The sequence below is a fragment of the Mucilaginibacter aquariorum genome (genome assembly GCF_024498135.1).
In the GTDB taxonomy this organism is placed as follows: Bacteria; Bacteroidota; Bacteroidia; order Sphingobacteriales; family Sphingobacteriaceae; genus Mucilaginibacter; species Mucilaginibacter aquariorum.
Genome location: NZ_JANHOH010000013.1, coordinates 1 through 22,099, shown reverse-complemented (window position 1 = coordinate 22,099; position 22,099 = coordinate 1). Strand labels below are relative to the sequence as shown.

Here is a 22,099-nt window from a genome sequence, read left to right as displayed (position 1 = left end):
ATCATTTTCCATTAAGTTGATCAAAGTAGTTTTTAATTTTTTGCTTATAATACAAGTTAATTGTCGCAGGTACTGTTCTAATCTGTTCCGTTTGCTTTGTTTTAACCTGTTCGTAATTTTGCAAAGCTTTAATATATCCGGGCGGCATATTGCTTGCTGCGCGGCTTTCCCTCTTTTGGTCCTGCTCTCTCTCCTGTTCCGCTTTTTCCGCCTCCAGTAAACGTGTTTGTATTTGCTGCTGACGTTTTAACGCTTCATTTGTGATTTTCTTGTTTACGAGATCGTTTTCAGTTTGTTCCATTTCTTTTGAAATTTTATCCAAATTGCCCAAACCATTGGTCCCATCTTTATTATTTTCCTTATTTATTTGCTGTAACGATTGCCTTATCATTTGCTGCTCGCGTGCCATTTTGGCAAATTGCTCGCTCATTCCCTGCTGGCCGCTCTTCCCTTGTTGAGGGTTGCCCATTTTTTGCATCTGATCGCGCGCCTTTTGCATATTCTGGTTCAATTGCTGCTGCATTTTGCTCAATTGCGATAAAGAAGGTTGTTTGCCCTTGCCTTTACCGCTTTTATTTTGCTGCTTTTGCAATTGATCCAACGCTTCACTCAACATCAGTGCCAGGTTATTCATGCTGGTCATGGCAAATTGTTGGTTTCGGTTGGCTTCTGCGGTTTTACGCTCGCCCAAGTTTTCCAGTGCCTGGTCAATTTGTTCGTTAATGCCGGTAATTTCTTTGTTAACAGTAGATTGTATCTGTGGGATGCGGCGGCTTAACGAATATAAGCTATCCTCGGCGGTTTTCAAATTATCCTTAACATCTTTTTGCTTTTGCGCCAAAGTTACATAAGCAGGGTCGGCTGGGTTGGTGGTCCGCAACGATTGCATGATTTTTTCTTGTGTAAAGGAGCTGTTGACAAGCGATTTTAATAGCTCGCGTAATTGGCGTGCATCAACAGCGTTTTGGCTTTCCTGCCCTTCGGCCTCATCGCTTTGCATTTTATCTGCAAGCTGCTTCATTTGTTTTGCTGCCTGCTGCTGCGATTTTGAGGCCTGCTGGCGTTCATTCTTTTTCAACGCATCCGAGCTTTTATCCATCTGTTCGTCAATGGCTTTTTTCTCGCTCTCCGGGTTTTTAAAATCCTGCTTGTCGCCGTTCTTCTCGTTTTCTTTCTGCAGGTCATCTAACGATTTTTTGATGTTATCAAATTGCTCGTTAAGTTTTTGCTGCTGTTGCAGGTCCTTATCGCTATTGCCCGCTTTTTGGGTTTGGTCGGCCAGCTTTTTCTGATCGTCGGCCAATTGGTTAAGCTGGTTAATGTTTTGATTAAGCTTTTGTTCAAAATCAAGCTTCTTGTATAATTCCAGGATCCGGTCAAGTTCTTTCTTTAACGATTTATTGTCCATTTGCATTTTAGACAACTCATCGCGGGTGCTATCTTTTTGATTTTCTTGTAGTAACTGCTGCAGTTTTTGGAGCAATTCTTTGGTTTTATCATCCAGCACGTTGTTGAACAGGTTTTCTATTTGCTTCTGCAGATCCATCAGTTCCTGTGTCTGCTTTTGGTTTTCTTGCCGGTTGTATAGGTTCTTTTTATTATCGTCTTGTATCTCTTTTACCAGATCTTCCAGGTCCTTGCGTTTTTGCAGCAGCTCTTCTACCTGTTTTTTCTCATCGAAAGAAAGATTGTTTTTATCTAACAATGACTGATTTAACTTTTGCGCGCTTTTCTCTACCTGCGCGGCCAGTTTCACCGCCGACTGCATTTTTTCTTTTACCGCCTGCGAACCCGCGTTTAATTCTTCGGCTAATTGGGCTGCATCCGGCAGGTTTAATGTACGCTCGGGTGTGCGTGCTGTTTTAGGGCCGGCAACACCATCGTTATCTGCAACTTCAAAATAATAAACAACCGCGTCGCCGGGTTTTATGCCAAGTTCTTTCAAATTCCAAAAATAAAAGAAATCTGTTTGCGTAGCTGCCAGGTCTGCCTTTACCGCTTTGGTAACCGACCGCTCGGCGCCCTTACCAACGGTTTTGTAATGGAATGTTAGCGATGAAAAACCATGATCGTCCTGTATCCGGCCGTTAAAGTAAAAGGCTTTCATGCTTACCGAATCGGGTTTTTCCTGTACCTCAATAGATGGGGCTTCATCGTCAATCACATTAATACGGTAACTGGCCGAATCGCTGCGCTTAACCGCGTTATTCAGCGGACTAACATTATAAGCCGTATTTTTTAGGATCCTTTCCCGATGCTCGAACAAGTCGTTATTTGATGGTTGGATCGTTTTATTACTGCCATCTATTTTAAACAGGAGTGCCGTAGCATTTTGTGTGTGAAATTTCCAGTTAACAGTAGTTCCTGCGGGTAGGGTTAAGTCGCCGGCATTAGCTACCGTTTCATTTTTTTTGTGGAGATAGGCAGGATAATTCAGTTCGGCATCAAAGTGCAACAGAACGGGTTTAAGGTTAACTTTTATCTGGTAGGGCACAGATTTAAATCCATTGCCAGACAGCCGGAACGTTGTATTTTGCTGCAAATTGTTAAACAGGTAATGGAACCTGCTGATATTATCTTTATCAAGTTTAAAGGTGGTGTTGGCTGTTTCTACATAAACATCACCGGGTAACTTATCGCCGGTTAATTTCAAATCAAGCTTGTAATCTTCGCCCTGCACTGCAGACAGATTTTTGTTTAGCAGCACAAACTGGAAAGGTGCGACCGGTGCAAAATATTCGTTATGGCGAATGAGCCTTTTGGTGCTTTCTGTTAGCACCGATGGCGCCGCGAAAGCAATAATGCAAATAATGGCTGCGGGCGGGATAACCCACTTCAGGTATTTACTATTCTCGCGAATGTTTACAGCCGATGGAAAACTTACAGGCCTTAATGTTTCTATTTTTTGGTTGATGCTGGCCTCTATCAGTTCGCGGTGTTCAGCGTTCTCGGTGACTTGTTTTTTTAATTGCAGGGTGTTCAGCAGCTTATCGTGCACATCGGTGAAGTGCCGGCCAATAATTTCTGCTGCCTGGTCATGTGTTAAGGTTTTACCCAATTTTAGTTGCGCCAAAAGCGGTGGCAAAACCAGCCAAACAATCAGCCCTAAATTAAGTACAATGAAAAAGTAAAAAAGAATGGTACGCAGCAGGGTATTAAAATTGCCAAAATACTCACCCAGCGCAATCACAACATAAGCCGAAAATAGGCCCGCGCCCAAAAATATCAGCCCGCGTAGCAGGTTATTATAATGATACTTACGGATGAAGGTGTTGATCTTTTCTATCAACAAATCATAATTTTCGGCGGGAGTCATATTCGGGTTAAGCTACCAACATACGCAATAAACGAAATTAATACATTAATTAATATGCATAAAGGGTGTTTTCCACCTATTTAAGAACGAAAACTAAGAAAATAGGTGATGTTTGACCTATTAATGACAGGATACCGTAATTTAATTATTATAAAGGGTTAAAAAAACAATTCCAGATCAATTTTTGTCGTTGATTAAGTATACAATGAATATCACCACCTTTAAAGCATTCCACAGCCGTAATTATCGTTTATATTTTGCCGGGCAGTCCATTTCCCTAATTGGTACCTGGATGCAAAGAACAGCCGTAAGCTGGGTAATTTACACCCTTACGCACTCTACCTTTATGCTGGGCCTCACGCTTTTCGCCGGCCAATTTCCGTCGTTTTTATTGTCACTTTTTGGAGGAGTAGTATCAGACAGATACAACCGTTACCGGGTATTGCTTACCACGCAGGTAGCATCTATGCTACAGGCAAGCCTGTTAGCGATATTGATATTACTAAAACACTATGCCGTTTGGGAAATATTGACGCTAAGCGCGGTGCTGGGAGTTATAAATGCATTTGATGTCCCGGCACGGCAATCGCTGGTGTACGAAATGATCGAAGATAAGAAGGATCTGCCCAATGCACTGGCACTCAATTCATCTATGGTAAACCTTTCGCGTTTAATTGGACCGGGTATTGCCGGCTTTATATTAGAATACTGGGGCGACGGCGCCTGTTTCGCGCTAAACGCGGCAAGTTTTATAGCTGTATTGGGTTCATTATTGATGATGCGCTTACCTAAATACGTAAAAAAAGCACATGTAAAAAATGTATTCGACGAACTAAAAGAGGGCTTTGCATATCTTAAAGCTACGCCATCTATCTCCTATGTGATATTAATGTTGGGGCTTATTAGTTTACTGGTACTGCCCTTTAGCACCCTGATACCCTACTACGCCCGCGAGGTGTTTAAAGGCAATGCCACTACATTTGGGGTTATTGATAGTGTAATTGGCCTTGGCGCTTTTAGCGGGGCAATATTTTTGGCATCGTTAAAGGCCGGGAACAATTTAAAAAAGATCCTTAGTATTAACACGCTGATATTTGGGGTTGGGTTGGTTTTGTTCTCGCATGAAAATACTTATCCGCTGGCTTTAGTATTTGCTACCATTGCCGGTTTCGGGATGATGTCGCAGATCACCATAAGCAATACACTTATACAAACCACTGTAGAACCCGGAATGCGCGGCCGGGTAATAAGCTTTTACGCTATGGCCTTTTTCGGGCTGCAACCAATTGGTGGCTTGTTAGTTGGCTCGGTATCTAAATGGATAGGCGCACCTGATACTATTTTGTGCGAAGGGATTGCCGCCCTGCTTATTGGCCTGCTGCATATGCGCTACTTGCGTAAAGAAAAACTAAAACAACGGCACAACGTAATGGCGGTTGAAGAACAACATTTACAGGCGGTTTAACCCAATATAAACCGTGAATTAACGGGTTGTGCAAAAGGTTTTTAGTCTTATTTTAGGAGATGCTTTACAAAATTGATCTTCCCACGGAATTAAGAACTAAAATTGACGAACACTTAATTACGCTCGACCATTTACCCTGTGTTGTTGTTGTGCATGATCTGAAGGAAAGAATAGTGGTTTACATGTCTGAAAGGGGCCTGCGTAAATTGGGTACTACCATGGAGGAAATAAGGTCTATTTCATACGATGAGTATCATAACCGATATTTTAACAGCGAGGACGCAGAAGACTATGTACCGAAGATTATGGGATTGCTGGAAAGAAACAACGATGATGAGTCTGTTTCTTTTTTCCAACAGGTAAAATTTCCGGATAATGATGATTGGAGTTGGCACCTGTCGAGCACAAAGATATTTATGCGCGACGATGCCGGTAACCCGAGTTTAACCATAACTATTGCCATACCTGTTGATGCTATGCATCATATGACAGCAAAAGCAGAACGGTTACTAGGGGAGAACAACTTTTTACGACGAAACTTTAAGAGCTACGCTAAATTAACCAAACGCGAAAAAGAAGTACTTACGCAGATAGCATTAGGCAAAAGTGCTACCGAAATAGCGACAGAGTTATTCATCTCGGTTACCACGGCCGAAACCCATCGGAAGAATATCAAGCAAAAACTAAACGCCAGCACCTACGGACTGATGCAATACGCAAGGGCGTTTGATCTGATTTAGGGTTTTTATAGGTTGTTTCTCGAAACTCTTTTTATTTTTTATACCCGTTATTATATTTGTAACCCAACTTCGGGATGTAGCGTAGCCCGGTATCGCGCCAGCATGGGGTGCTGGAGGTCGTGGGTTCGAATCCCGCCATCCCGACTAAAAAGAAGGAAGCATATTTGAAAGGTTTGTAACCAATTGGATATGCTTTTTTGGTGATTTGTATACTAATGATATTGTGTTTATGCTAACAGATTTCCCCGTGGAATAAATGACCACTTTGTTTCAAGATAGTATAACGAATATGTGTTTCCATAAGTGGTGCCTCCACATATTCTTATATCCCCACCTTTCCTTAATGCTGCGTTACAACAGTGAATCTGTTCGAGAATTCACTCGACATTAAAACTCACTGCAATGACACCGATTAAATCTTTACTTACAACTTTTGAGAAATTTGCTTGCGGTCAATCCTTGCATACAGCGTTTACAGAACTACTTGATTGGACGCTGTTACCTTTTAAAATATATGAAAGTGCAGAATTACCAATCCGGATGTATAACTTATCACATTGAACTTCCGTATAATTAGTGGTTTGTTAATGTAAATCAACTTGGTTTTTACATTGGCTTATCAAAAAGGGTGGCATGTTTGTTTTGTCATCTGTTTACCTAAACGCTTATCCTTCATGAAAAAAAAACTACTCTCTCTTATTCTCATTGGCTTGCTATTTGCCTGCACAACCACACAGGCCCAGAATTATAACAATATTGTAAATTATTCTTTAAACGCCACCCCGGTTAACGGCGTGAAGATCAAAACCAACATACCTTTTACATCGACCTCGAATATGCCCACTATTATCCTGGAGGGCTATAACTATGTGAGTGCTTCTGCTATCGGGCTTCAGATCAGCTTTTATGTATATGGCACACCACCAGCCTTTTTCAATGCCTCCATTTCCTCTTATGGTAATTACACCCCACCAATAACACTAGCCAATGAAGATGGCAAAGTGGTAATATTTATTAATGATAAGGCTTACTATTCACGCTTTACGGTAAGTGTTTATTCAAGGGGCATGCCCCAGGATGTAGCAATCAATTTTCAGGGCTGGACGGCGGTTGATGAAGCCCTGACCGGGACTGACCAGCTCCTTTTGCCGTATAAAAATAGTTTCGCAGGTGTTGTTAACCTTCCGGGATCAGGCATTTGGAACGCCACCGGAAATGTGGGTATTGGCACAACTACCCCCGGATTAAAAACGCACATTTTTGGGATAACAGGATTCCCTGCCACAACCGGAACTGCTCAAACAGGTGTGTTACGCCTGCAGGGTTCAAGCAGCCAAGCCGTATTGGACTTCGGGGTTAACGGGGCATCGGGCTCCTATTTGCAGGCAACCAGCCAAACTGCACTTAACGCAACTTACCCGCTACTATTGAACCCGAATGGGGGAAGTGTTAGTATCGGTACAACAGACCGGCCTGCAGGTTACCAACTGGCAGTCAACGGCAGTGTCATTGCCACATCTGTAACAGTTAAGGTAAAGAATGAATGGCCGGATTATGTATTTAAAAAAGATTATAAGCTACGGACCCTTACCGAGGTTAAGAACTACATTGACCAGAACCACCACCTGCCGGGCATGCCATCAGAAAAAGAGGTTATGGCCAATGGGCTGAATTTGGGTGATATGAATAAGATACTGACAAAAAAAATTGAAGAGCTGACCTTATACCTGATTGACGCGGAGAAAAGAGAAAAAGATTTACGTTTACAGGCCGATAAGCTTCAACAGAAACTGGAAGAAATCAATAAGAAACTTTCAAAGGCAGGATTATGAAAAGGTATTTATACTTGTTGCTTTTCATACTCCGTTAGCAGGAAATGGCCAAACAGCAAACCCTCCGATTGCCTCTGTAAAACAGGTGGTCAGTTTTGCTACGGAATAGGGTGTAACATATCTCCGAAACGCCCACTTTTAGTATAAAATGTAGTTAAGTATACTTTTAAAGGTGGCAACTCTTATCCGTTCCTGCTATCGTATGCTGCTACATTTTGTTTCTCCCAAAATATAAAGTTATACACTCGCATCTGCATATATGCAAAAGGCTGTTAAGTTGCCGGGAGTATGGCACATCCACTCATCTATACAGGTGCAACGCCTGCTTGTTGTGTAGCAACCCCTAAGCTAATGTGTGTAATTTTCTGTGCCAGATTTCACGCTTTTCACCTTTGTTTGCTTATTAAAGTTGCCTATGGTATCTTTAAACACTGATAACCAGTTGTATATGGCGCAACACAATTAAATAAAAATGCCCATGGATCCTTTTAACTCAAAGTTTATATTAAATGAAAAAAGGTGGCTTTGGATCGACTACGATAAAGGCATCAGTATTTTGCTGGTTGGGTATGGGCATGCCCTTGCCACCCTGCAGGGTCACGGGTTAGATTTAAGTAATTATCCATTTTTCAATTACATCGGGACATTTTTTTACGGTTTCCGGATGCCCTTGTTCTTTATTGTGTCTGGCCTGCTAGTTGGCAGGAGCCTTAATAAAAAGGGGCTTGGTAATTATATAGGTAACCGCACCAATAATATTTTATATCCATTGCTTATATGGGGCATTATCGAGATTTCATTTCAGATCATAGCGGCACGGTTTACACAGTTGACTATCGATCAACGGATAGGCCCTTCAAAATATCTTAAACTGATCACAGATCCGCGCGATACGGGGCATTTCTGGTACCTTAATGCTTTGTTTTGCATTGGGGTGATCTATGCCGTTTTTAAATCGGTGTTTAAGTTGAAATCCTGGTTACAGGTAATATTGGGCCTGATTCTTTTTTCGGTATCTGCATATATCCACATTAATGATCTGTCTGCAGGCTTTTTAACTGATGTTTTTGGATACTATATATTTTTCGCGCTGGGCGACCTTATTTCAAAGGTAATGCTGGATGAAAAAAACATACAACGGTTTTCATCGTGGAAAATATTTGTGCCCTTATTGGTGCTTTTTTTAATCATCCAATACTATTTTACCGAAATAAACCTGAGGCCAAGTGCCCACGGGAACAATTTTGTAGAGCGAAAAATGCCATTCTTTTTCCTTTTTGAAGCGCTGGTTGGATGCGCCATATCCATCAACTTTTCGTTTTTACTTCAGAAGCATAAACTTTTTACCTGGATAAGAATAGTAGGGTATCATTCCTTGTTCATATACTGTATGCAGATGATCGTTATGAATTTTGCCCGTATCTTTTTTGGCAGTATTTTACAGATTGATCATGCTCCAACACTTATTCTTTTGGTTTGGTCTTCTGGTATTGTGCTGCCTGTATTCTTTTATAACTTTTGTTTAAAGTATAATTTATGGTGGCTATATACCTTCAGAAAACCTAAAAGAGAGGTGGAGTACATGCAATCTACAAGGAGTGTTAGGTTGCAATTAAGTTCAAATAAGGGTTCCATATAGTCCCTATAGAGGCTTTCAAATTGTACTTTTAAGTAGAAGCTTAAAGTATTGTAGGCATAATTTCTCACAACAATTAATAAAACAACAAAGGCCGGCTCATTTGAGCCGGCCTTTCACATAATTGCTATTTTGTTATTGTTTTGGTTTCTCAGGAGCTTTTCCTATCAGGTCCATAAACTGATCCAGCTTAGGTGTAATGATAATTTGTGTACGCCTGTTTTTTAATTTACCAGCGGCTGTATTATTATCAGCGATAGGGTTATACTCACCACGGCCACCCGCGGTTAAACGTTTGGGGTCAACCTGGTAATTGTTTTGCAGGGCCTGCACTACGGAAGACGCTCTTAGTGCGCTCAGGTCCCAGTTATTACGAATGTTCTTTTGCGAAATCGGAACATTATCGGTGTTTCCCTCAATCAGCACATCATAGGTGCTGTAATCTTTAATGATCTTGGCAATTTTAGTAAGGGTTTGTCCCGCCTTATCAGAAATTTCGTAACTGCCAGATTTGTACAGCATGTTATCGGATAGCGAAATATAAACAACACCTTTTAATACCTGCACATCAACATCCTGCATTTCCTGCTGACTTAATGACCTGGTCAAATTGTTAGTTAACACCATGTTAAGCGAATCGCTTTTGTTTTTGGCGTTCACTAATTGCTGAATGTACTTGTTAGAGCTGTTTATCTCGTCAACTAGTTTAGAGATGTTAACATTACCCTGGCCGCTTGAGGTTAAACACTTGTCGAGGGCAGATTGTAATTGTTTGTTATTAGCCCGTTCTGATGATAATTGTTCATCAAGGCTTTTTATCCTGTCGGTTGCCACTGCAAAGTTTCTTTCGGTAAGCAGGTATCTACCACGCATTTCACGGGTGTTGCTATCCAGTTTGTCGTAATTAGCTTGCAGTTCTTTGTATTTTTTATTGCTTACACAACTCGAGGCTGCGATTGCTACAATAAAAAGTATCGGCATAAATATTTTGAGTTTCATAATATAAAATTTGGTTAAAAAATAAATTGTTAATCACTTAACCACCAATAGAGCAGAAAGTTTTAAATGGGAATCCGGGCCCAAGTAATAACGATAGCGAATCATTGCGGTATCCTTCAAATAAATGCTGCATATTTGCCAGCTATAACTTAAACACTAATCATGAAAAAAGGACTAATAGTAACGTTGGCTTGTACCTTGCTTTTATTTGGGGCATGCAAAAAAAGCGGCGAAGAAGCACCTGTAGTACCAGATAATACCTGGACGTTAGATGGCACATTAAGCGTCGTTTCAAGCACAACCCGTAGCGAGGCTACCGCTAATACAGAAGCATCTATCGTATTTAAAGACGACGCAAATGGTGGAAAAGCGAAATTAAGATTGGATTTTGTCGCGTTGCCAACAGCAACAGGAACGTACCAAATTACTGCATTTGATGGAGAAAAGCTTTCAGGGACAGAGTGCCGGCTTTACGTTTACGATAAAGCAGGGGGTGGCTGGTATTTCACAGGAAGCCCGGTTTCTGTTGAAATAGGTTTTACCAAGAATAATAAAATTAAAGTAACTATACCCGAAGTGAGGGTAACGGTTGCATCCCCGGCCCCCATTTTGACATTAACCGCATCAGTTTACGAGCAATAGTCGTTTATTCATACGGTTAGCCGTTTCTAATAATAAGTCCGCCTGTTTAGGCGGACTTATTTATATAGTGCTTAATAAAAAGCCTCATCGGCAGGCAATTCTTGCTTGCTATCCTCCTCCATCTCTATAACGCTTTCGGTGTTGATCATCCTGCGGTTTTTAGGTGGCACAGGCGCAATGCCGGTAAGCGATACTCCCCCGGTCGCTAATAATAAAAATAAAACCAGGCCACAAAGCCTCAGTACCTTTTTGAACCTTTTCATCCATACAAATAAGCGCCCATTATGCGTAAGCACAGCCGGGCCGTTAAAACTTAAACCAGTAAATTGTTGGGTTGGGGCTTATGCCCTGTAAGGTAGCTGGTGTGTTGGTTCTGTAGCGTGAGGGGTATTCGTGTAACTTTGAAAAACTACTTGCGGGTTGGGTAAGGCAAGGCTAATTAAATGCAGGTGTTGCGTGGCAACAAGCTTGTTAAAAACTATCGTAGCAGCAAATGCATTTTTACTGCTTAAATAGGCATGTTGAATTTTATAGAGTTGCCGGGCTGCGCTTTTATAATTGATGGAGCTTCTGGTAATTTGGCTGTTTGGCAAAATCAGTTCCGATTGTGTAAGCAGGTTATTTTGCTGCGCGATACTTGCCGCGCCAGAAAATGTAAAAAAGCTAAGCAACAAGGCCAAAAAGAGCATGCCTTTTTTTGCTTTGCATTTAATAGCGATATGTAGCTTACCGTGTTTCAATAAGTAAATATAGCTTTTTAATTAATGATTGTTTTGTGGGATGAAGACCCGGGGCGTATACACGGACATATACCTAACGCACACATATGGATAAATTTACAGAATAAAATTAAAACATATATCTTACACTTATATTCTGAATTATTATGAGAAAATATTTACTGATCTTAATTTCCTTCATCCTAATGATCGCCGGCTCATGTAAAAAAGATAAAGCTCAAGCGCCGGTTTATGAAAGTACGTGGACCCTTAATAACACTAAACACAACGTTGCATTTGCAATTTGGTCAAGTGGTGGTGGTGCCGGTCAATATGCATTTCAGGATGAAGTGGGGAACACGTTAAGGTTAAGTTTTCCGGCTAAGCCAACAGAAGCTGCCGCTTATGACCTTGTATCATCAGACGATCCATTAATAGGATTACAATTTAAATTAGAAGTAGTAGGCAGTTTTGGGGCGTACACCTATAAAGGCGATCCTATAACAATTAATTTCACCAAAAATAAAGACGGTATTATTATCCTATTACCCAAAATAACATTAGAAAGCGCAACCCAAACCCCATCTGAAGCAGAACTTAGCGCGTCAATATTTATTCCTTAATTCGTTTATCCGCTTGTGATAGTTAAGCTAATATAAAGGCTATTCATAATTCCAACCGGGTAACATTATCGCTAAAAATTTGCGGATAGATATTGGAGTTGATACCTTGCCACATTAAGCATCGTTAATGGTTAGGACACCTTAAACCCATAATTGGATGCGGGTGTGGTTAATAATTAAAAAGAGATTATACAAATTATGATAAACGATATTGCGACGGGGACAGGTTCATTATTAATAAATTTAAAATGCCCGGGATGCGGCGCTGAATACGATGCATCATTAACAAATACTTTTTGCACCAATGATGCCTGCAAAAGCACATTATTTGCACAGTACGATCTGAGCCAGCCGCTTGATAAAGCTATCCTGAAAGATCGCCCCGCAAATATGTGGCGCTACCGTGAACTGCTGCCGGTTATCGACCCTGAAAATATTGTTACTATGGGCGAAGGCTTTACCCCTATTTTGCCTATACAAAACCTTAGGCATTTTACCGAAGGCAATGAGGTTTTCTGGAAAAATGAAGCGGGCAACCCAACAGGCTCGTTTAAAGCCAGAGGAATAGGCATGGCGGTATCAAAAGCAAAAGAACTGGGCATACAAACTATTGCCACGCCAACAGCCGGCAATGCAGGTGGTGCCTTAGCCGCTTATGCAGCCAGGGCTGGGGTAAAAGCGGTTGTTTACATGCCGAAACTTACCCCGCAGGTTTTTAAAGATGAATGCCGACTGTACGGTGCGCAACTGGTAGAGGTTGATGGTAATATTGCCGATTGCGGAAAGTTGGTAGCCGAAGGTGCCGAAGAGAAAGGCTGGTTCCAGATCTCTACCCTGAAGGAACCATACCGGCTGGAAGGTAAAAAAACGATGGGCTTTGAAATTGCCGAGCAGTTTAACTGGCAACTGCCGGATGTTGTGTTCTATCCAACAGGCGGCGGTACCGGGCTTATTGGCATCTGGAAAGCCTTTGACGAACTGGAACAGATAGGATGGATAGGCAGCAAGCGCCCGCGCATGGTAGCCGTACAATCCGAAAGCTGCAATGGCATAGTTACCGCGTTTAACGGCGGCCACAGCAATGCCGAATTTGTAGACGGAGGTTTTACCATTGCCAATGGCTTACGTGTACCAAAATCATATGCCGATAAAGTTATCTTAAAAGTGCTTCGCGATAGCAAAGGCATAGCGCTATCTGTTAGCGATAGTGAGATGAGCGCGGCCGTAAAAGAGATTGCCCGCCACGAAGGGGTGCTGATGGCGCCCGAAGGCGCGGCGTTATGGCAGGCCTACAAAAAGCTCAAATCATCCGGATGGATCCAACCCGGCGAAACCATTGTATTGGTGAATACGGGCAGTGGATACAAATACCTCGAGAATATCGAGATCTAAACAAATATCAGATCTTATTTCTTAAAGGCAACCCGGAATTAATTTCGGGTTGTCTCCTTATACCCCTTAAATTGTCGCGTTCACGCCCTTCTTAATCAACTTATTGGCTGCATTTTTGTACCTGTATACATCATAGGTGTTCGTAAGAAACAAAATAACGCTCAGCCTCCGGATTTTGGCTAAAGCCTTATGTGCTTTTGTTTGTAATCCGTTGGCTGAAGCCAACGGCAATGATATATAAGTGATTCTTATAATTTCTAATTCATTGCCGTCCCATTTATGGGCCGGATAGAGAGGGTAGAAAATGGGCTTTAGCCCAAACGCTAATCTTCCGAACACTTATGCTGTACATCAACCAATTAACAGGAGAACAATTATGGCTTCAGGAAATGATTTATCTGCCTCGCAGCAGGAAATAAAGAATTTATTAGATGCTAAAATAAAAGCGATTTATGACCGGGACCTTGAGGGTTTGTTATCAAACTACCCGCCGGATGTGGTGACCTTCGATTTGATGAGCCCATTGCAAAACAACACTCGCGATGCCATTAAAAAGCGGCTGGAAAACTGGTTTGCCGGTTATGAGAGCCCGATTAGCCAGGAGATAGCCAATCTTGAAATAGCGGTTAGCGGCGATATTGCCTACAGCCATTGCCTTACCCGCACCTACGGCACCAATGCCAAAGGCGAAGAAATGGATATGTGGTACCGTACAACCGATGGCTACCGTAAAGTCGGCGGTAAATGGTTCATCACCCATGAACATAACTCTGAACCGATAGATATGGAAACCGGCATGGCCATGTTTGATCTTAAACCAGAATAATCAATATTAAATTAAATATCATGTTAAAAGATTCAAAAGCATTCAGTGGCTTTTCGGTAAATGATATCGACAAAGCAAAAGATTTTTACGGCGAAACATTGGACCTGCAGGTTGATAAGAACGACGAAATGGGCGGCATGCTCACGGTTCATATCAATGGTAATGATAACAATATATTGATCTATCCAAAACCAAACCATACGCCGGCAACTTTTACTATCCTGAATTTCCCGGTGAAAGATATTGAAGCCGCCGTGAAAGAGTTAAAAGCCCGCGGTGTACGATTTGAAAGGTACGACAGCGAGTATTTAAAAACTGACGAAAACAACATTTCTAAAGGAAATGGCGGCCCTAATATTGCCTGGTTTACAGACCCGGCCGGCAATATTTTATCGGTAATTGAAATCGACTCTTAGCAGGGGGTTAATTACTAATTAATTTCTTTTCAAACCATAATTGCGGCAGGCTGTTTATTGTTTATCTAAAACAGTAATATTATGGACAGTACAAAAAATGTTGGCAGCCCCGATAGGGATAGAATAAACGTAAACGAGGATTACGAACTGCAATACTGGAGTGAAAAGTTTGGCGTAAGCAGGGATAGGATAAAAGAAGCGGTTGAAGCAGTGGGCACATCTGTAGAAGCTGTGCAGAAATATCTGAACAAATAAAGCAGCCAAGCCATGAGCCTCGAAAAATACGTTGAAAAGCGGGATTTTACAAAAACCGCCGAACCCAAAGCCGGAAGAAGCAAGGATAAGGATAAGCTGATGTTCGTGATCCAAAAGCACGATGCATCGCGCCTGCACTATGATTTTAGGCTGGAAATGGAGGGCGTATTAAAAAGTTGGGCTATACCCAAAGGCCCATCAACCGATCCTCAAACCAAACGCCTGGCCATGATGGTGGAAGACCACCCGTTCGACTATCGCAACTTTGAGGGCATCATCCCGCAGGGCGAATATGGCGGCGGTACCGTTATAGTATGGGACGAGGGAACCTATGAGCCGATTGAAGAAATAAAAGGCAAAAAAGCCCAGGAAAAGCACCTTTTAAAACAACTTAAAGAAGGCTCGCTAAAAATAAAACTTCACGGCGAAAAGCTGGAGGGCGAATATGCCCTGGTGAAAACGCATGGCATGGGCGAGAACGGCTGGCTGCTTATTAAGCATAAGGACGATTTTGCATCAAAAGCAGATATCACTAAAAAGGATAAATCTGTCCTATCCGGTAAAACCATTGAAACAATGGAAAAGACCAGCGAAAAGGTTTGGAAGGACGGTGGAGAGCAGGACGTTGAAGAAAAAAAGCCAAAGAAGGGATCCTCAAAAAAAAAACTCCCGGAGCCTACCGAAGAAATAGCGGACATGGCTGAGGAGACATCAGAAGAAAAGCTGGATACTGCTGCCATTCTAAAAAAAGCGCCCAAAGGCAAAATACCCACAGGCATAAAACCCATGCTGGCCACGCTAGTGAATGAGCCTTTTGATGACCCCGACTGGATCTACGAGGTAAAATGGGACGGTTACCGCGCATTGGGCTTCATTAATAAAGGCGAGGTGCAACTGCTATCGCGCAACAACAAAGACTTTAACGAGAAATATTACCCGCTAAAAAAGCTGCTGGAAAGCTGGAAGCTGAACGCGGTTATTGATGGCGAAATACTGGTGCTGAACGATAAAGGCGTATCAAACTTTGGTGCCCTGCAAAACTGGCGCAGCGAGGCCGACGGTGAACTGGTGCTCTACATTTTTGATATACTTTGGTACGAAGGAAAAAATCTGATGAACCTGCCGCTGATAGAGCGCCAGGCTATCCTGAAAGAAGTTATCCCTACTGATGACGACCGCGTGCGCCTAAGCCAGGTTTTTAAAGCCAACGGTACCGAGTTTTTTGAGGCGGCGGGCAAAATAGGATTAGAAGGCATCATGGCCAAAAAAGCGAGCAGTACTTATCTGCCTGATAACCGCTCCAAAGATTGGCTCAAGATAAAAATAAATAAAAGGCAGGAGGTTGTTATTGGCGGCTTTACCAAAAACGAGGGGACGGCCAAGCAATTCAGCTCACTTTTGTTGGGCGTTTACGAGGGCGAAAAACTTCAATATGTCGGCAAGGTTGGTACCGGGTTTTCTGATAAACTACAGAAGGAAATGATGGCGAAATTTGACGTTTTAAGGACGGAAAAAAGCCCTTTTGGGTACGAACCGGACGTAAATAAACCCTCAAGATTCCGCCCAAATCCGCCAAAGGCAAAAGCCACCTGGCTAAAACCCGAGCTGGTTTGTGAAGTGAGTTTTGCCGAAGTAACCAGTGATGGTGTTTTCCGTCACCCCTCGTTTGAAGGGATGCGGGAGGATAAAAAAGCAAAGGATGTGGTGCGCGAAATAGAAGCGGATACAGCTGAAATAGTTGAGGAAGAGCATCACACCGAAGAAAAATCGGGAAAACACAAGTTGGTAAGCGCGCCAAAAGAGTCTACCAAGCGCACACTGCTAAACCCTAAGGAGGAAACCCAGGTAAAAAAGATCTGCGGGCACGATTTGAAGTTTACCCACCTCAGCAAGGTTTACTGGCCAGAGGATGGGATTACCAAGCGTGATATGTTCAATTATTACTATCAGGTAGCCGAATATATCCTGCCCTATTTGAAAGACAGGCCCCAATCGCTTAACCGTTTCCCTAACGGGATCCATGGGCCAAGCTTTTACCAAAAAGATGTACGCGGCAAATCTCCGGATTGGGTACGCACATTCCCCTACACCACCAGCGAGGGTGAGGATAAAGATTATTTGGTGGGGCACGACGAGGCAACCCTTTTATGGATGGCATCATTAGGTTGTATTGAAATGAACCCGTGGTTTAGCCGGATTCAATCGCCTGATAACCCGGACTATTGCATTATAGACCTTGATCCGGATAAAAACACCTTTGACCAGGTAATAGAAGCCGCCCAGGAAGTAAAGAAAGTTTTAGATGCCATAGACGTGCCCTCCTACTGTAAAACATCGGGCTCTACCGGGATGCACATTTATATTCCGCTGGGTGCCAGGTATGACTATGACCAGTCGCAAATGTTTGCCCGGCTTGTTGTAAACATTGTACATCAACAGATCCCCGATTATACAACACTTGAACGGATGGTTAAAAACCGTAGCGGTAAAATGTACCTCGATTTTTTGCAGAACCGCCCGGGCGCAACCATTGCCGGGCCCTATTCGTTAAGGCCAAAACCCGGCGCAACCGTTTCTATGCCACTGCATTGGGACGAGGTAAAGCCAGGTTTAACCATGAAGCATTTTACCATCCATAACTCTATTGCCCGCCTAAAAAAGGAAGGCGACCTATTTGAGGGCGTTTTAGGAAAAGGCATTGATCTGGAAAAAACGATTAAGAAAGCGAAGAGCATTTTTGAACCATGATGCAATAAAGTGTTAATTATCAACCAACTAATGCCGTAAAAATTCATTTATTTCAAATTTCTTATCTTTGCCGCCATGGAGATCCTTGATCCGGCCTTGCAGGCTTACCTTGATAACCATTGCGACCCTGAACCAGAGGCGTTGCAAAAGATAAACCGGGATACCTACCTGAAGGTGCTGAAACCACATATGCTTTCGGGGCATTACCAGGGCCGGGTACTGAGCATGCTCAGTAAAATGATACAGCCAAAGCTTATTTTAGAGATAGGTACGTTTACCGGCTACTCGGCCATTTGCCTGGCCGAAGGACTTGTTGAAGGCGGCGTTTTACACACCATTGAGGTTAACCGCGAATTTGAGGAAATGATAAATTCACATTTTAAACTAACAAATGTGGATAAAAAGATCAAGCTTCATTTTGGCGCAGCAGAGGCTGTAATAGCTGATTTAAAGGAAACTAACTTTGACCTGGTGTTTATTGATGCCGATAAACGAAATAATTTTAAGTACTTTGAGTTAGTAATTGATAAAGTGAGGCCAGGAGGCTTAATAATAATTGATAATGTTTTGTGGAAAGGAAAGGTGTTTGGCGCTGAAAAAGATGCCGATACCGAGAATATTCGCAAACTAAATGAACTAATAGCTGTTAACACACTGGTTGAAAAACTAATTCTGCCTGTACGTGATGGCATATTGATCATCAGAAAAAAATAATTATGAAGAAACTCTTAACTATTACACTACTTTCAGTTTCAGCATTAATTGCATCTACAACAGCCGTATCGGCACAAAACGCAGCACAATCTTACATAGAGAAGTTCAAAGATAATGCCATTCGCATTATGCATGAAACAGGTGTGCCCGCAAGTATAATTTTAGGCGTTGCCATGCATGAATCTGCCAGCGGCAAAAGTGCCATTGCCAAAAATCTTAACAACCAGTTTGGAGTAAAAGGCGGAGGCACTGTGGTTTATTACAAAAACAAGAAAAAAGTTAGGTCGGCTTATAAGCGTTACGATAACGTGTTAGATTCTTTTAAAGATTTTGCCCGCATCATGACAGAGCGGAAGCCATTTAGCCATCTGGCGGATAATCTTACCCAATATGATTATAAAGCCTGGGCAAAAGGCATACAACGTGGTGGGTATGCAAGCAGCAAAAAATGGTCGGCACAGGTTTTAGGCATCATTAACAAATATGACCTTAACGAACTTGATGACGATGCCGCACCTGATTCAACTAAACAGGAAATGGCAACTAACGAGTAATAATTATATTTTTAACCTTAAGTTTGGCTAAAATAAGCTAACTACATGCGTAGAATATATACATTATTAATTGCCACTCTATTATTTACGTCATGCTCGGCGCATAAGGGCACCATTAGCAAAAGTAAGGCGTCAAAAAACAACAAAGCTATTCAGAAACGGAATAAGTCATCCATTGCGCAGCATAAGGATCTTAGCTCTTTGGAATACATTGAACGTTTTAAAGACATTGCCATTCAGGAAATGAACAGTTATGGGATACCCGCAAGCATTACCCTGGCACAGGGCTTATTTGAGTCGGGCAGTGGTAACAGCGAACTGGCCAAAGTGGCCAATAACCACTTCGGAATAAAATGCGGCAGTACGTGGCAAGGCGAAAGCTATTACAAAAACGATGATAATGTTAACGATTGTTTTAGGGTGTACAGCAACCCCGAAGAATCTTTCCGGGACCATTCCGAATTTTTAAAGAAGAAAAACTACGCCCGGCTTTTTGAGTTGGATAAGAATGACTTTAATGGCTGGGCCTACGGCTTAAAGGCTTGTGGTTATGCAACCAACCCCAAATACCCACAGTTGCTGCTTAACATTATTAATAAATACCAGCTTGACCAGTATGACCGCCCCGAGGGCGAGCTGGCTAAAATAAAACGTGAAGACCGGGTATTAACGGAGATAAACGATACCGTTGGCCAACCACAGCAAGATTCAATTACCAAAACCCCACCCGACGATAAAATTTATACCATACAACAGGGCGATACACTATACAATATTTCTAAACGTTTTGGTATCACTGTTGATGAGTTAAAAGCGCTTAACAAAATGACCGACAACAATCTAAGGATAGGTCAGAAGCTTGTTGTAGTGAAATAGTGTGTTAAAGATTGTTAAAGTATAGTTTATCCCTTCCCAAACGTTTAGCTTTAAACTTTATAATGAAGTTTTGGCTTACCCTTTTTTTAAGCATAGTATGCGCTTCCGCTTTTTCGCAGCAAAAAGAGGTTACGGGCATTGTGTTTGATAAAGACACCAAGGCGCGTATTGCAAAAGTAAATGTATTGAACGTTACATCGGGCAAATCGGTTTATAACACCTTTAAGGGAGAGTTTAATATTGCCGCCCAACCCGGCGATGTACTGGTTTTTAGCAAAGCCGACCATTATTCTGATACTATCAAGATAAAAGACTATTCGGCCATGGCAGTTTATATGCGTCCTAAAGCTATACCATTACAGGAGGTAACCATTCGTGATAGTTTTTTGAACCCACAAAGGCGATTGGCTAATACACAAAAAGAGTACAGCAAGATCTACGGGTCATTAAATAACTCGAACCTGTTAAGCGTGGGGCAATCAGGTGTAGGATTTAGTATAGATGCCTTATATAATGCCTTTAGCAAAAGCGGCCGCAATGCAGAAAAACTGCGCGGCATAATTGATGCTGAATACCGCCAAAATATTATCGACTATCGCTTTAATAAAGCTTTTGTACAGGGCATAACCCACCTGGAAGAACCAAAACTAACGGATTTTATGCAGAAGTATCGCCCCGGTTATTACCTGGTTACCACCGCCGGCGATTATGAGTTCATCAACTATATCCGCAATAATTTAAAACGCTATCTGCGCCACCCACGGGCGTATGAGCTTGCCCCGTTGCCACAGGTTAAATGGGATACCGATACAAAATAATAGTTGCGCCGTTTTTAAAGGTAAGCGGTATGGCGTTGTTCCCGTTTATACTGGTGAATAATAAAAGCTTATTAACAGATGCAATACTCATTAACCACGAACGCATTCACTTAAAGCAGCAAGCCGAGCTGTTGGTTATCCCCTTCTACGTATTGTATCTAATAAATTACTTAATTAATATTGCAAAATATCGAAACCATGATAAGGCCTACTTAAACATTGTTTTTGAACGGGAAGCCTATGCAAAAGATGCTGACCCCGGCTATCTAAAGTGTCGGAAAATGTATAGTTGGTTCAGGTATTTTTAATTAAAACAATGAAATAACAGATTTTTGCTTTTTATTTGTGAATATGTTGAAAACAGGTATCAGGCTTTTTTTACTACTGATGATCACAATTACACTGTCTGCGAATGCGCAAACAGCCGACACCGTGAAAAAAGACACGGTTAAAATAGATAGCAACCTGCTCAATAAGTACCGTATTCAAAGCAAAAAGAATGCTATACCGGTACCACCAACCCCCATACAGATACAGCAGGAGCTGATACCGGTAACCATGCTGGATTATAAGATAAGTTACTGGCGCAAGTTTGTAGCCTTCGGATTAAACTTTAACCAGGCGGCTTTTAGTAACAACTACGCTGCCGGGGGCGTTTCCTCAATTGCCATTGGATCTACCTTTGTGTACCGGGTAGAGTATAATAAGGCCCCGTTCAGCTATGTTTCAGAGCTTAACCTGCAATACGGGAAATCCAAAAATAAAGGGCAATCGTCACGCAAAACAAACGACCGTATTTTTTGGGATAACAAAATAGCCACCCAAATGTCAAAGCATTGGTTCTTCTTCGGTTCATTAACGTTCGAGTCTCAGTTTGACAAGGGGTACCAGTATGATGCTAACAACCAGGCACCACCGTTGCTGATATCAAACTTTATGGCGCCGGGTTACATTACAGAATCTATCGGTTTTGAGTATAAACCCACCACATATTTCGACCTGCGTTTAGGTACGGGTACTGCCCGCCAAACATTTGTTTTAGACGATTCTGTGCGCAAGGTGCAATCATACGGGGTTGATACCGCGAATAACAAAAAAGTGCGAAATGACATAGCATTCCAGGTGGTTGGTATTTTTGATAAGGATATTGCCAAAAACATGCACCTGAATGCCCGTTACGAAATGTTTATACCCTACGGTCAACCAATTAGCTACACCCGACACCGTTTAGATGCGATACTTTCGGCAAAGGTTAACCGCCTTATAAATGTATCTATAAACGGCACATTACTATTTGATAAAAACACCGGGATACCCGACATACAAGGAACAGAGGGGCTTTCGCTCGGAATATTGTATAAATTCCCGTAATTCAACTTATTTGCACGTCATTAACATTGAGACATGAGTTGTCCTGAAATAAGTTGACAATAATTAAAGAATAAATATAGTCCTTGTCAGGTAATACTGGCAAGGATTTTTTGTTGGTGAATAGTGTTTGGTGTTAGATAGTTTAAAGCTGAGGCCT

Annotated in this window: 21 protein-coding genes and 1 tRNA gene; 18 read left to right on the top strand and 4 right to left on the bottom strand. The window is 42.0% G+C overall.

Translation table 11 applies throughout. The annotated features are described in order from the left end of the window. Window position 1 precedes the first annotated feature (1 nt). A complete protein-coding gene (locus tag NPE20_RS25050) occupies window positions 2–3,316 on the bottom strand; it encodes a DUF4175 family protein (RefSeq protein WP_256541453.1) in 3,315 nt (1,104 codons plus the stop codon). 205 nt (window positions 3,317–3,521) lie between these two features. Between NPE20_RS25050 and NPE20_RS25045 the strand changes: the two genes are divergently transcribed. From NPE20_RS25045 to NPE20_RS25025, 5 genes are all read left to right on the top strand, one after another. Then, a complete protein-coding gene (locus NPE20_RS25045) occupies window positions 3,522–4,781 on the top strand; it encodes an MFS transporter (protein ID WP_256541452.1) in 1,260 nt (419 codons plus the stop codon). Window positions 4,782–4,840: 59 nt separating this feature from the next. Further along, window positions 4,841–5,521, top strand: coding sequence for a response regulator transcription factor (locus NPE20_RS25040; RefSeq protein ID WP_256541451.1), 681 nt, complete (start codon window positions 4,841–4,843; stop codon window positions 5,519–5,521). Window positions 5,522–5,591: 70 nt separating this feature from the next. After that, window positions 5,592–5,665: transfer RNA gene (locus NPE20_RS25035), tRNA-Pro, on the top strand. Window positions 5,666–6,195: 530 nt separating this feature from the next. After that, the gene (locus NPE20_RS25030; RefSeq protein WP_256541450.1) at window positions 6,196–7,353 is read left to right on the top strand and encodes a hypothetical protein; all 1,158 of its coding nucleotides are present in this window, start codon (window positions 6,196–6,198) and stop codon (window positions 7,351–7,353) included. 478 nt (window positions 7,354–7,831) lie between these two features. Continuing rightward, window positions 7,832–8,992 carry an acyltransferase family protein gene (locus NPE20_RS25025; protein ID WP_256541449.1) on the top strand — a complete coding sequence of 387 codons (1,161 nt, stop codon included), beginning with the start codon at window positions 7,832–7,834 and terminating at the stop codon, window positions 8,990–8,992. A gap of 132 nt (window positions 8,993–9,124) precedes the next feature. Here the strand turns inward: NPE20_RS25025 and NPE20_RS25020 are convergent, their stop codons facing one another. Continuing rightward, on the bottom strand, window positions 9,125–9,991 hold the full coding sequence (locus tag NPE20_RS25020) for an OmpA/MotB family protein (protein WP_435529218.1): 867 nt from the start codon (window positions 9,989–9,991) through the stop codon (window positions 9,125–9,127). Window positions 9,992–10,150: 159 nt separating this feature from the next. Here NPE20_RS25020 and NPE20_RS25015 point away from each other — a divergent pair, with 159 nt between their 5' ends. Continuing rightward, on the top strand, window positions 10,151–10,630 hold the full coding sequence (locus NPE20_RS25015) for a hypothetical protein (RefSeq protein WP_256541447.1): 480 nt from the start codon (window positions 10,151–10,153) through the stop codon (window positions 10,628–10,630). A 71-nt stretch (window positions 10,631–10,701) separates the two neighbouring features. Here NPE20_RS25015 and NPE20_RS25010 read toward each other — a convergent pair whose 3' ends face one another. Further along, window positions 10,702–10,893, bottom strand: coding sequence for a hypothetical protein (locus tag NPE20_RS25010; protein WP_256541446.1), 192 nt, complete (start codon window positions 10,891–10,893; stop codon window positions 10,702–10,704). A gap of 78 nt (window positions 10,894–10,971) precedes the next feature. Next, window positions 10,972–11,370, bottom strand: a complete 399-nt coding sequence (locus NPE20_RS25005; protein ID WP_256541445.1) for a hypothetical protein — start codon at window positions 11,368–11,370, stop codon at window positions 10,972–10,974. A gap of 146 nt (window positions 11,371–11,516) precedes the next feature. Here NPE20_RS25005 and NPE20_RS25000 point away from each other — a divergent pair, with 146 nt between their 5' ends. From NPE20_RS25000 to NPE20_RS24945, 12 genes are all read left to right on the top strand, one after another. After that, a complete protein-coding gene (locus NPE20_RS25000) occupies window positions 11,517–11,972 on the top strand; it encodes a hypothetical protein (protein ID WP_256541444.1) in 456 nt (151 codons plus the stop codon). 198 nt (window positions 11,973–12,170) lie between these two features. After that, a complete protein-coding gene (locus NPE20_RS24995) occupies window positions 12,171–13,364 on the top strand; it encodes a threonine synthase (RefSeq protein WP_256541443.1) in 1,194 nt (397 codons plus the stop codon). A 376-nt stretch (window positions 13,365–13,740) separates the two neighbouring features. Continuing rightward, window positions 13,741–14,190, top strand: a complete 450-nt coding sequence (locus NPE20_RS24990; protein ID WP_256541442.1) for a YybH family protein — start codon at window positions 13,741–13,743, stop codon at window positions 14,188–14,190. Between the two features lie 20 nt (window positions 14,191–14,210). Continuing rightward, window positions 14,211–14,606, top strand: a complete 396-nt coding sequence (locus NPE20_RS24985; protein WP_256541441.1) for a VOC family protein — start codon at window positions 14,211–14,213, stop codon at window positions 14,604–14,606. Between the two features lie 81 nt (window positions 14,607–14,687). Then, on the top strand, window positions 14,688–14,861 hold the full coding sequence (locus tag NPE20_RS24980) for a DUF3606 domain-containing protein (RefSeq protein ID WP_256541440.1): 174 nt from the start codon (window positions 14,688–14,690) through the stop codon (window positions 14,859–14,861). Between the two features lie 12 nt (window positions 14,862–14,873). Continuing rightward, the gene (gene ligD / locus NPE20_RS24975) at window positions 14,874–17,609 is read left to right on the top strand and encodes a DNA ligase D (protein ID WP_256541439.1); all 2,736 of its coding nucleotides are present in this window, start codon (window positions 14,874–14,876) and stop codon (window positions 17,607–17,609) included. A gap of 75 nt (window positions 17,610–17,684) precedes the next feature. Next, window positions 17,685–18,323 carry an O-methyltransferase gene (locus NPE20_RS24970; RefSeq protein ID WP_256541438.1) on the top strand — a complete coding sequence of 213 codons (639 nt, stop codon included), beginning with the start codon at window positions 17,685–17,687 and terminating at the stop codon, window positions 18,321–18,323. Window positions 18,324–18,325: 2 nt separating this feature from the next. Then, entirely contained in the window at window positions 18,326–18,877 is a 552-nt protein-coding gene (locus NPE20_RS24965) for a glycoside hydrolase family 73 protein (RefSeq protein WP_256541437.1), read from the top strand. Between the two features lie 45 nt (window positions 18,878–18,922). Beyond that, window positions 18,923–19,753 (top strand): glucosaminidase domain-containing protein, encoded by an 831-nt coding sequence (locus NPE20_RS24960; protein WP_256541436.1) that lies wholly within the window; start codon window positions 18,923–18,925, stop codon window positions 19,751–19,753. 62 nt (window positions 19,754–19,815) lie between these two features. Continuing rightward, window positions 19,816–20,571 carry a hypothetical protein gene (locus tag NPE20_RS24955; protein WP_256541435.1) on the top strand — a complete coding sequence of 252 codons (756 nt, stop codon included), beginning with the start codon at window positions 19,816–19,818 and terminating at the stop codon, window positions 20,569–20,571. Next, window positions 20,550–20,879 (top strand): hypothetical protein, encoded by a 330-nt coding sequence (locus NPE20_RS24950; RefSeq protein ID WP_256541434.1) that lies wholly within the window; start codon window positions 20,550–20,552, stop codon window positions 20,877–20,879. The genes NPE20_RS24955 and NPE20_RS24950 overlap by 22 nt, the downstream gene beginning before the upstream one ends. A 79-nt stretch (window positions 20,880–20,958) precedes the next feature. Continuing rightward, a complete protein-coding gene (locus tag NPE20_RS24945; protein ID WP_256541433.1) occupies window positions 20,959–21,942 on the top strand; it encodes a DUF3078 domain-containing protein in 984 nt (327 codons plus the stop codon). Window positions 21,943–22,099: the final 157 nt, after the last annotated feature.

What these genes read in the sequence shown, in the direction of transcription:
- NPE20_RS25010 (WP_256541446.1), bottom strand. Translation starts at nt 10,893, where the DNA reads ATGAAAAGGTTCAAAAAGGTACTGAGGCTTTGTGGCCTGGTTTTATTT.
- NPE20_RS24965 (WP_256541437.1), top strand. Translation starts at nt 18,326, where the DNA reads ATGAAGAAACTCTTAACTATTACACTACTTTCAGTTTCAGCATTAATT.
- NPE20_RS24945 (WP_256541433.1), top strand. Translation starts at nt 20,959, where the DNA reads ATGATCACAATTACACTGTCTGCGAATGCGCAAACAGCCGACACCGTG.
- NPE20_RS25040 (WP_256541451.1), top strand. Translation starts at nt 4,841, where the DNA reads ATGCTTTACAAAATTGATCTTCCCACGGAATTAAGAACTAAAATTGAC.
- NPE20_RS25000 (WP_256541444.1), top strand. Translation starts at nt 11,517, where the DNA reads ATGAGAAAATATTTACTGATCTTAATTTCCTTCATCCTAATGATCGCC.
- NPE20_RS25045 (WP_256541452.1), top strand. Translation starts at nt 3,522, where the DNA reads ATGAATATCACCACCTTTAAAGCATTCCACAGCCGTAATTATCGTTTA.
- NPE20_RS25050 (WP_256541453.1), bottom strand. Translation starts at nt 3,316, where the DNA reads ATGACTCCCGCCGAAAATTATGATTTGTTGATAGAAAAGATCAACACC.
- NPE20_RS24980 (WP_256541440.1), top strand. Translation starts at nt 14,688, where the DNA reads ATGGACAGTACAAAAAATGTTGGCAGCCCCGATAGGGATAGAATAAAC.
- NPE20_RS25015 (WP_256541447.1), top strand. Translation starts at nt 10,151, where the DNA reads ATGAAAAAAGGACTAATAGTAACGTTGGCTTGTACCTTGCTTTTATTT.
- ligD (WP_256541439.1), top strand. Translation starts at nt 14,874, where the DNA reads ATGAGCCTCGAAAAATACGTTGAAAAGCGGGATTTTACAAAAACCGCC.
- NPE20_RS24970 (WP_256541438.1), top strand. Translation starts at nt 17,685, where the DNA reads ATGGAGATCCTTGATCCGGCCTTGCAGGCTTACCTTGATAACCATTGC.
- NPE20_RS24985 (WP_256541441.1), top strand. Translation starts at nt 14,211, where the DNA reads ATGTTAAAAGATTCAAAAGCATTCAGTGGCTTTTCGGTAAATGATATC.
- NPE20_RS24990 (WP_256541442.1), top strand. Translation starts at nt 13,741, where the DNA reads ATGGCTTCAGGAAATGATTTATCTGCCTCGCAGCAGGAAATAAAGAAT.
- NPE20_RS24995 (WP_256541443.1), top strand. Translation starts at nt 12,171, where the DNA reads ATGATAAACGATATTGCGACGGGGACAGGTTCATTATTAATAAATTTA.
- NPE20_RS24950 (WP_256541434.1), top strand. Translation starts at nt 20,550, where the DNA reads ATGGGATACCGATACAAAATAATAGTTGCGCCGTTTTTAAAGGTAAGC.
- NPE20_RS25030 (WP_256541450.1), top strand. Translation starts at nt 6,196, where the DNA reads ATGAAAAAAAAACTACTCTCTCTTATTCTCATTGGCTTGCTATTTGCC.
- NPE20_RS24955 (WP_256541435.1), top strand. Translation starts at nt 19,816, where the DNA reads ATGAAGTTTTGGCTTACCCTTTTTTTAAGCATAGTATGCGCTTCCGCT.
- NPE20_RS24960 (WP_256541436.1), top strand. Translation starts at nt 18,923, where the DNA reads ATGCGTAGAATATATACATTATTAATTGCCACTCTATTATTTACGTCA.
- NPE20_RS25025 (WP_256541449.1), top strand. Translation starts at nt 7,832, where the DNA reads ATGGATCCTTTTAACTCAAAGTTTATATTAAATGAAAAAAGGTGGCTT.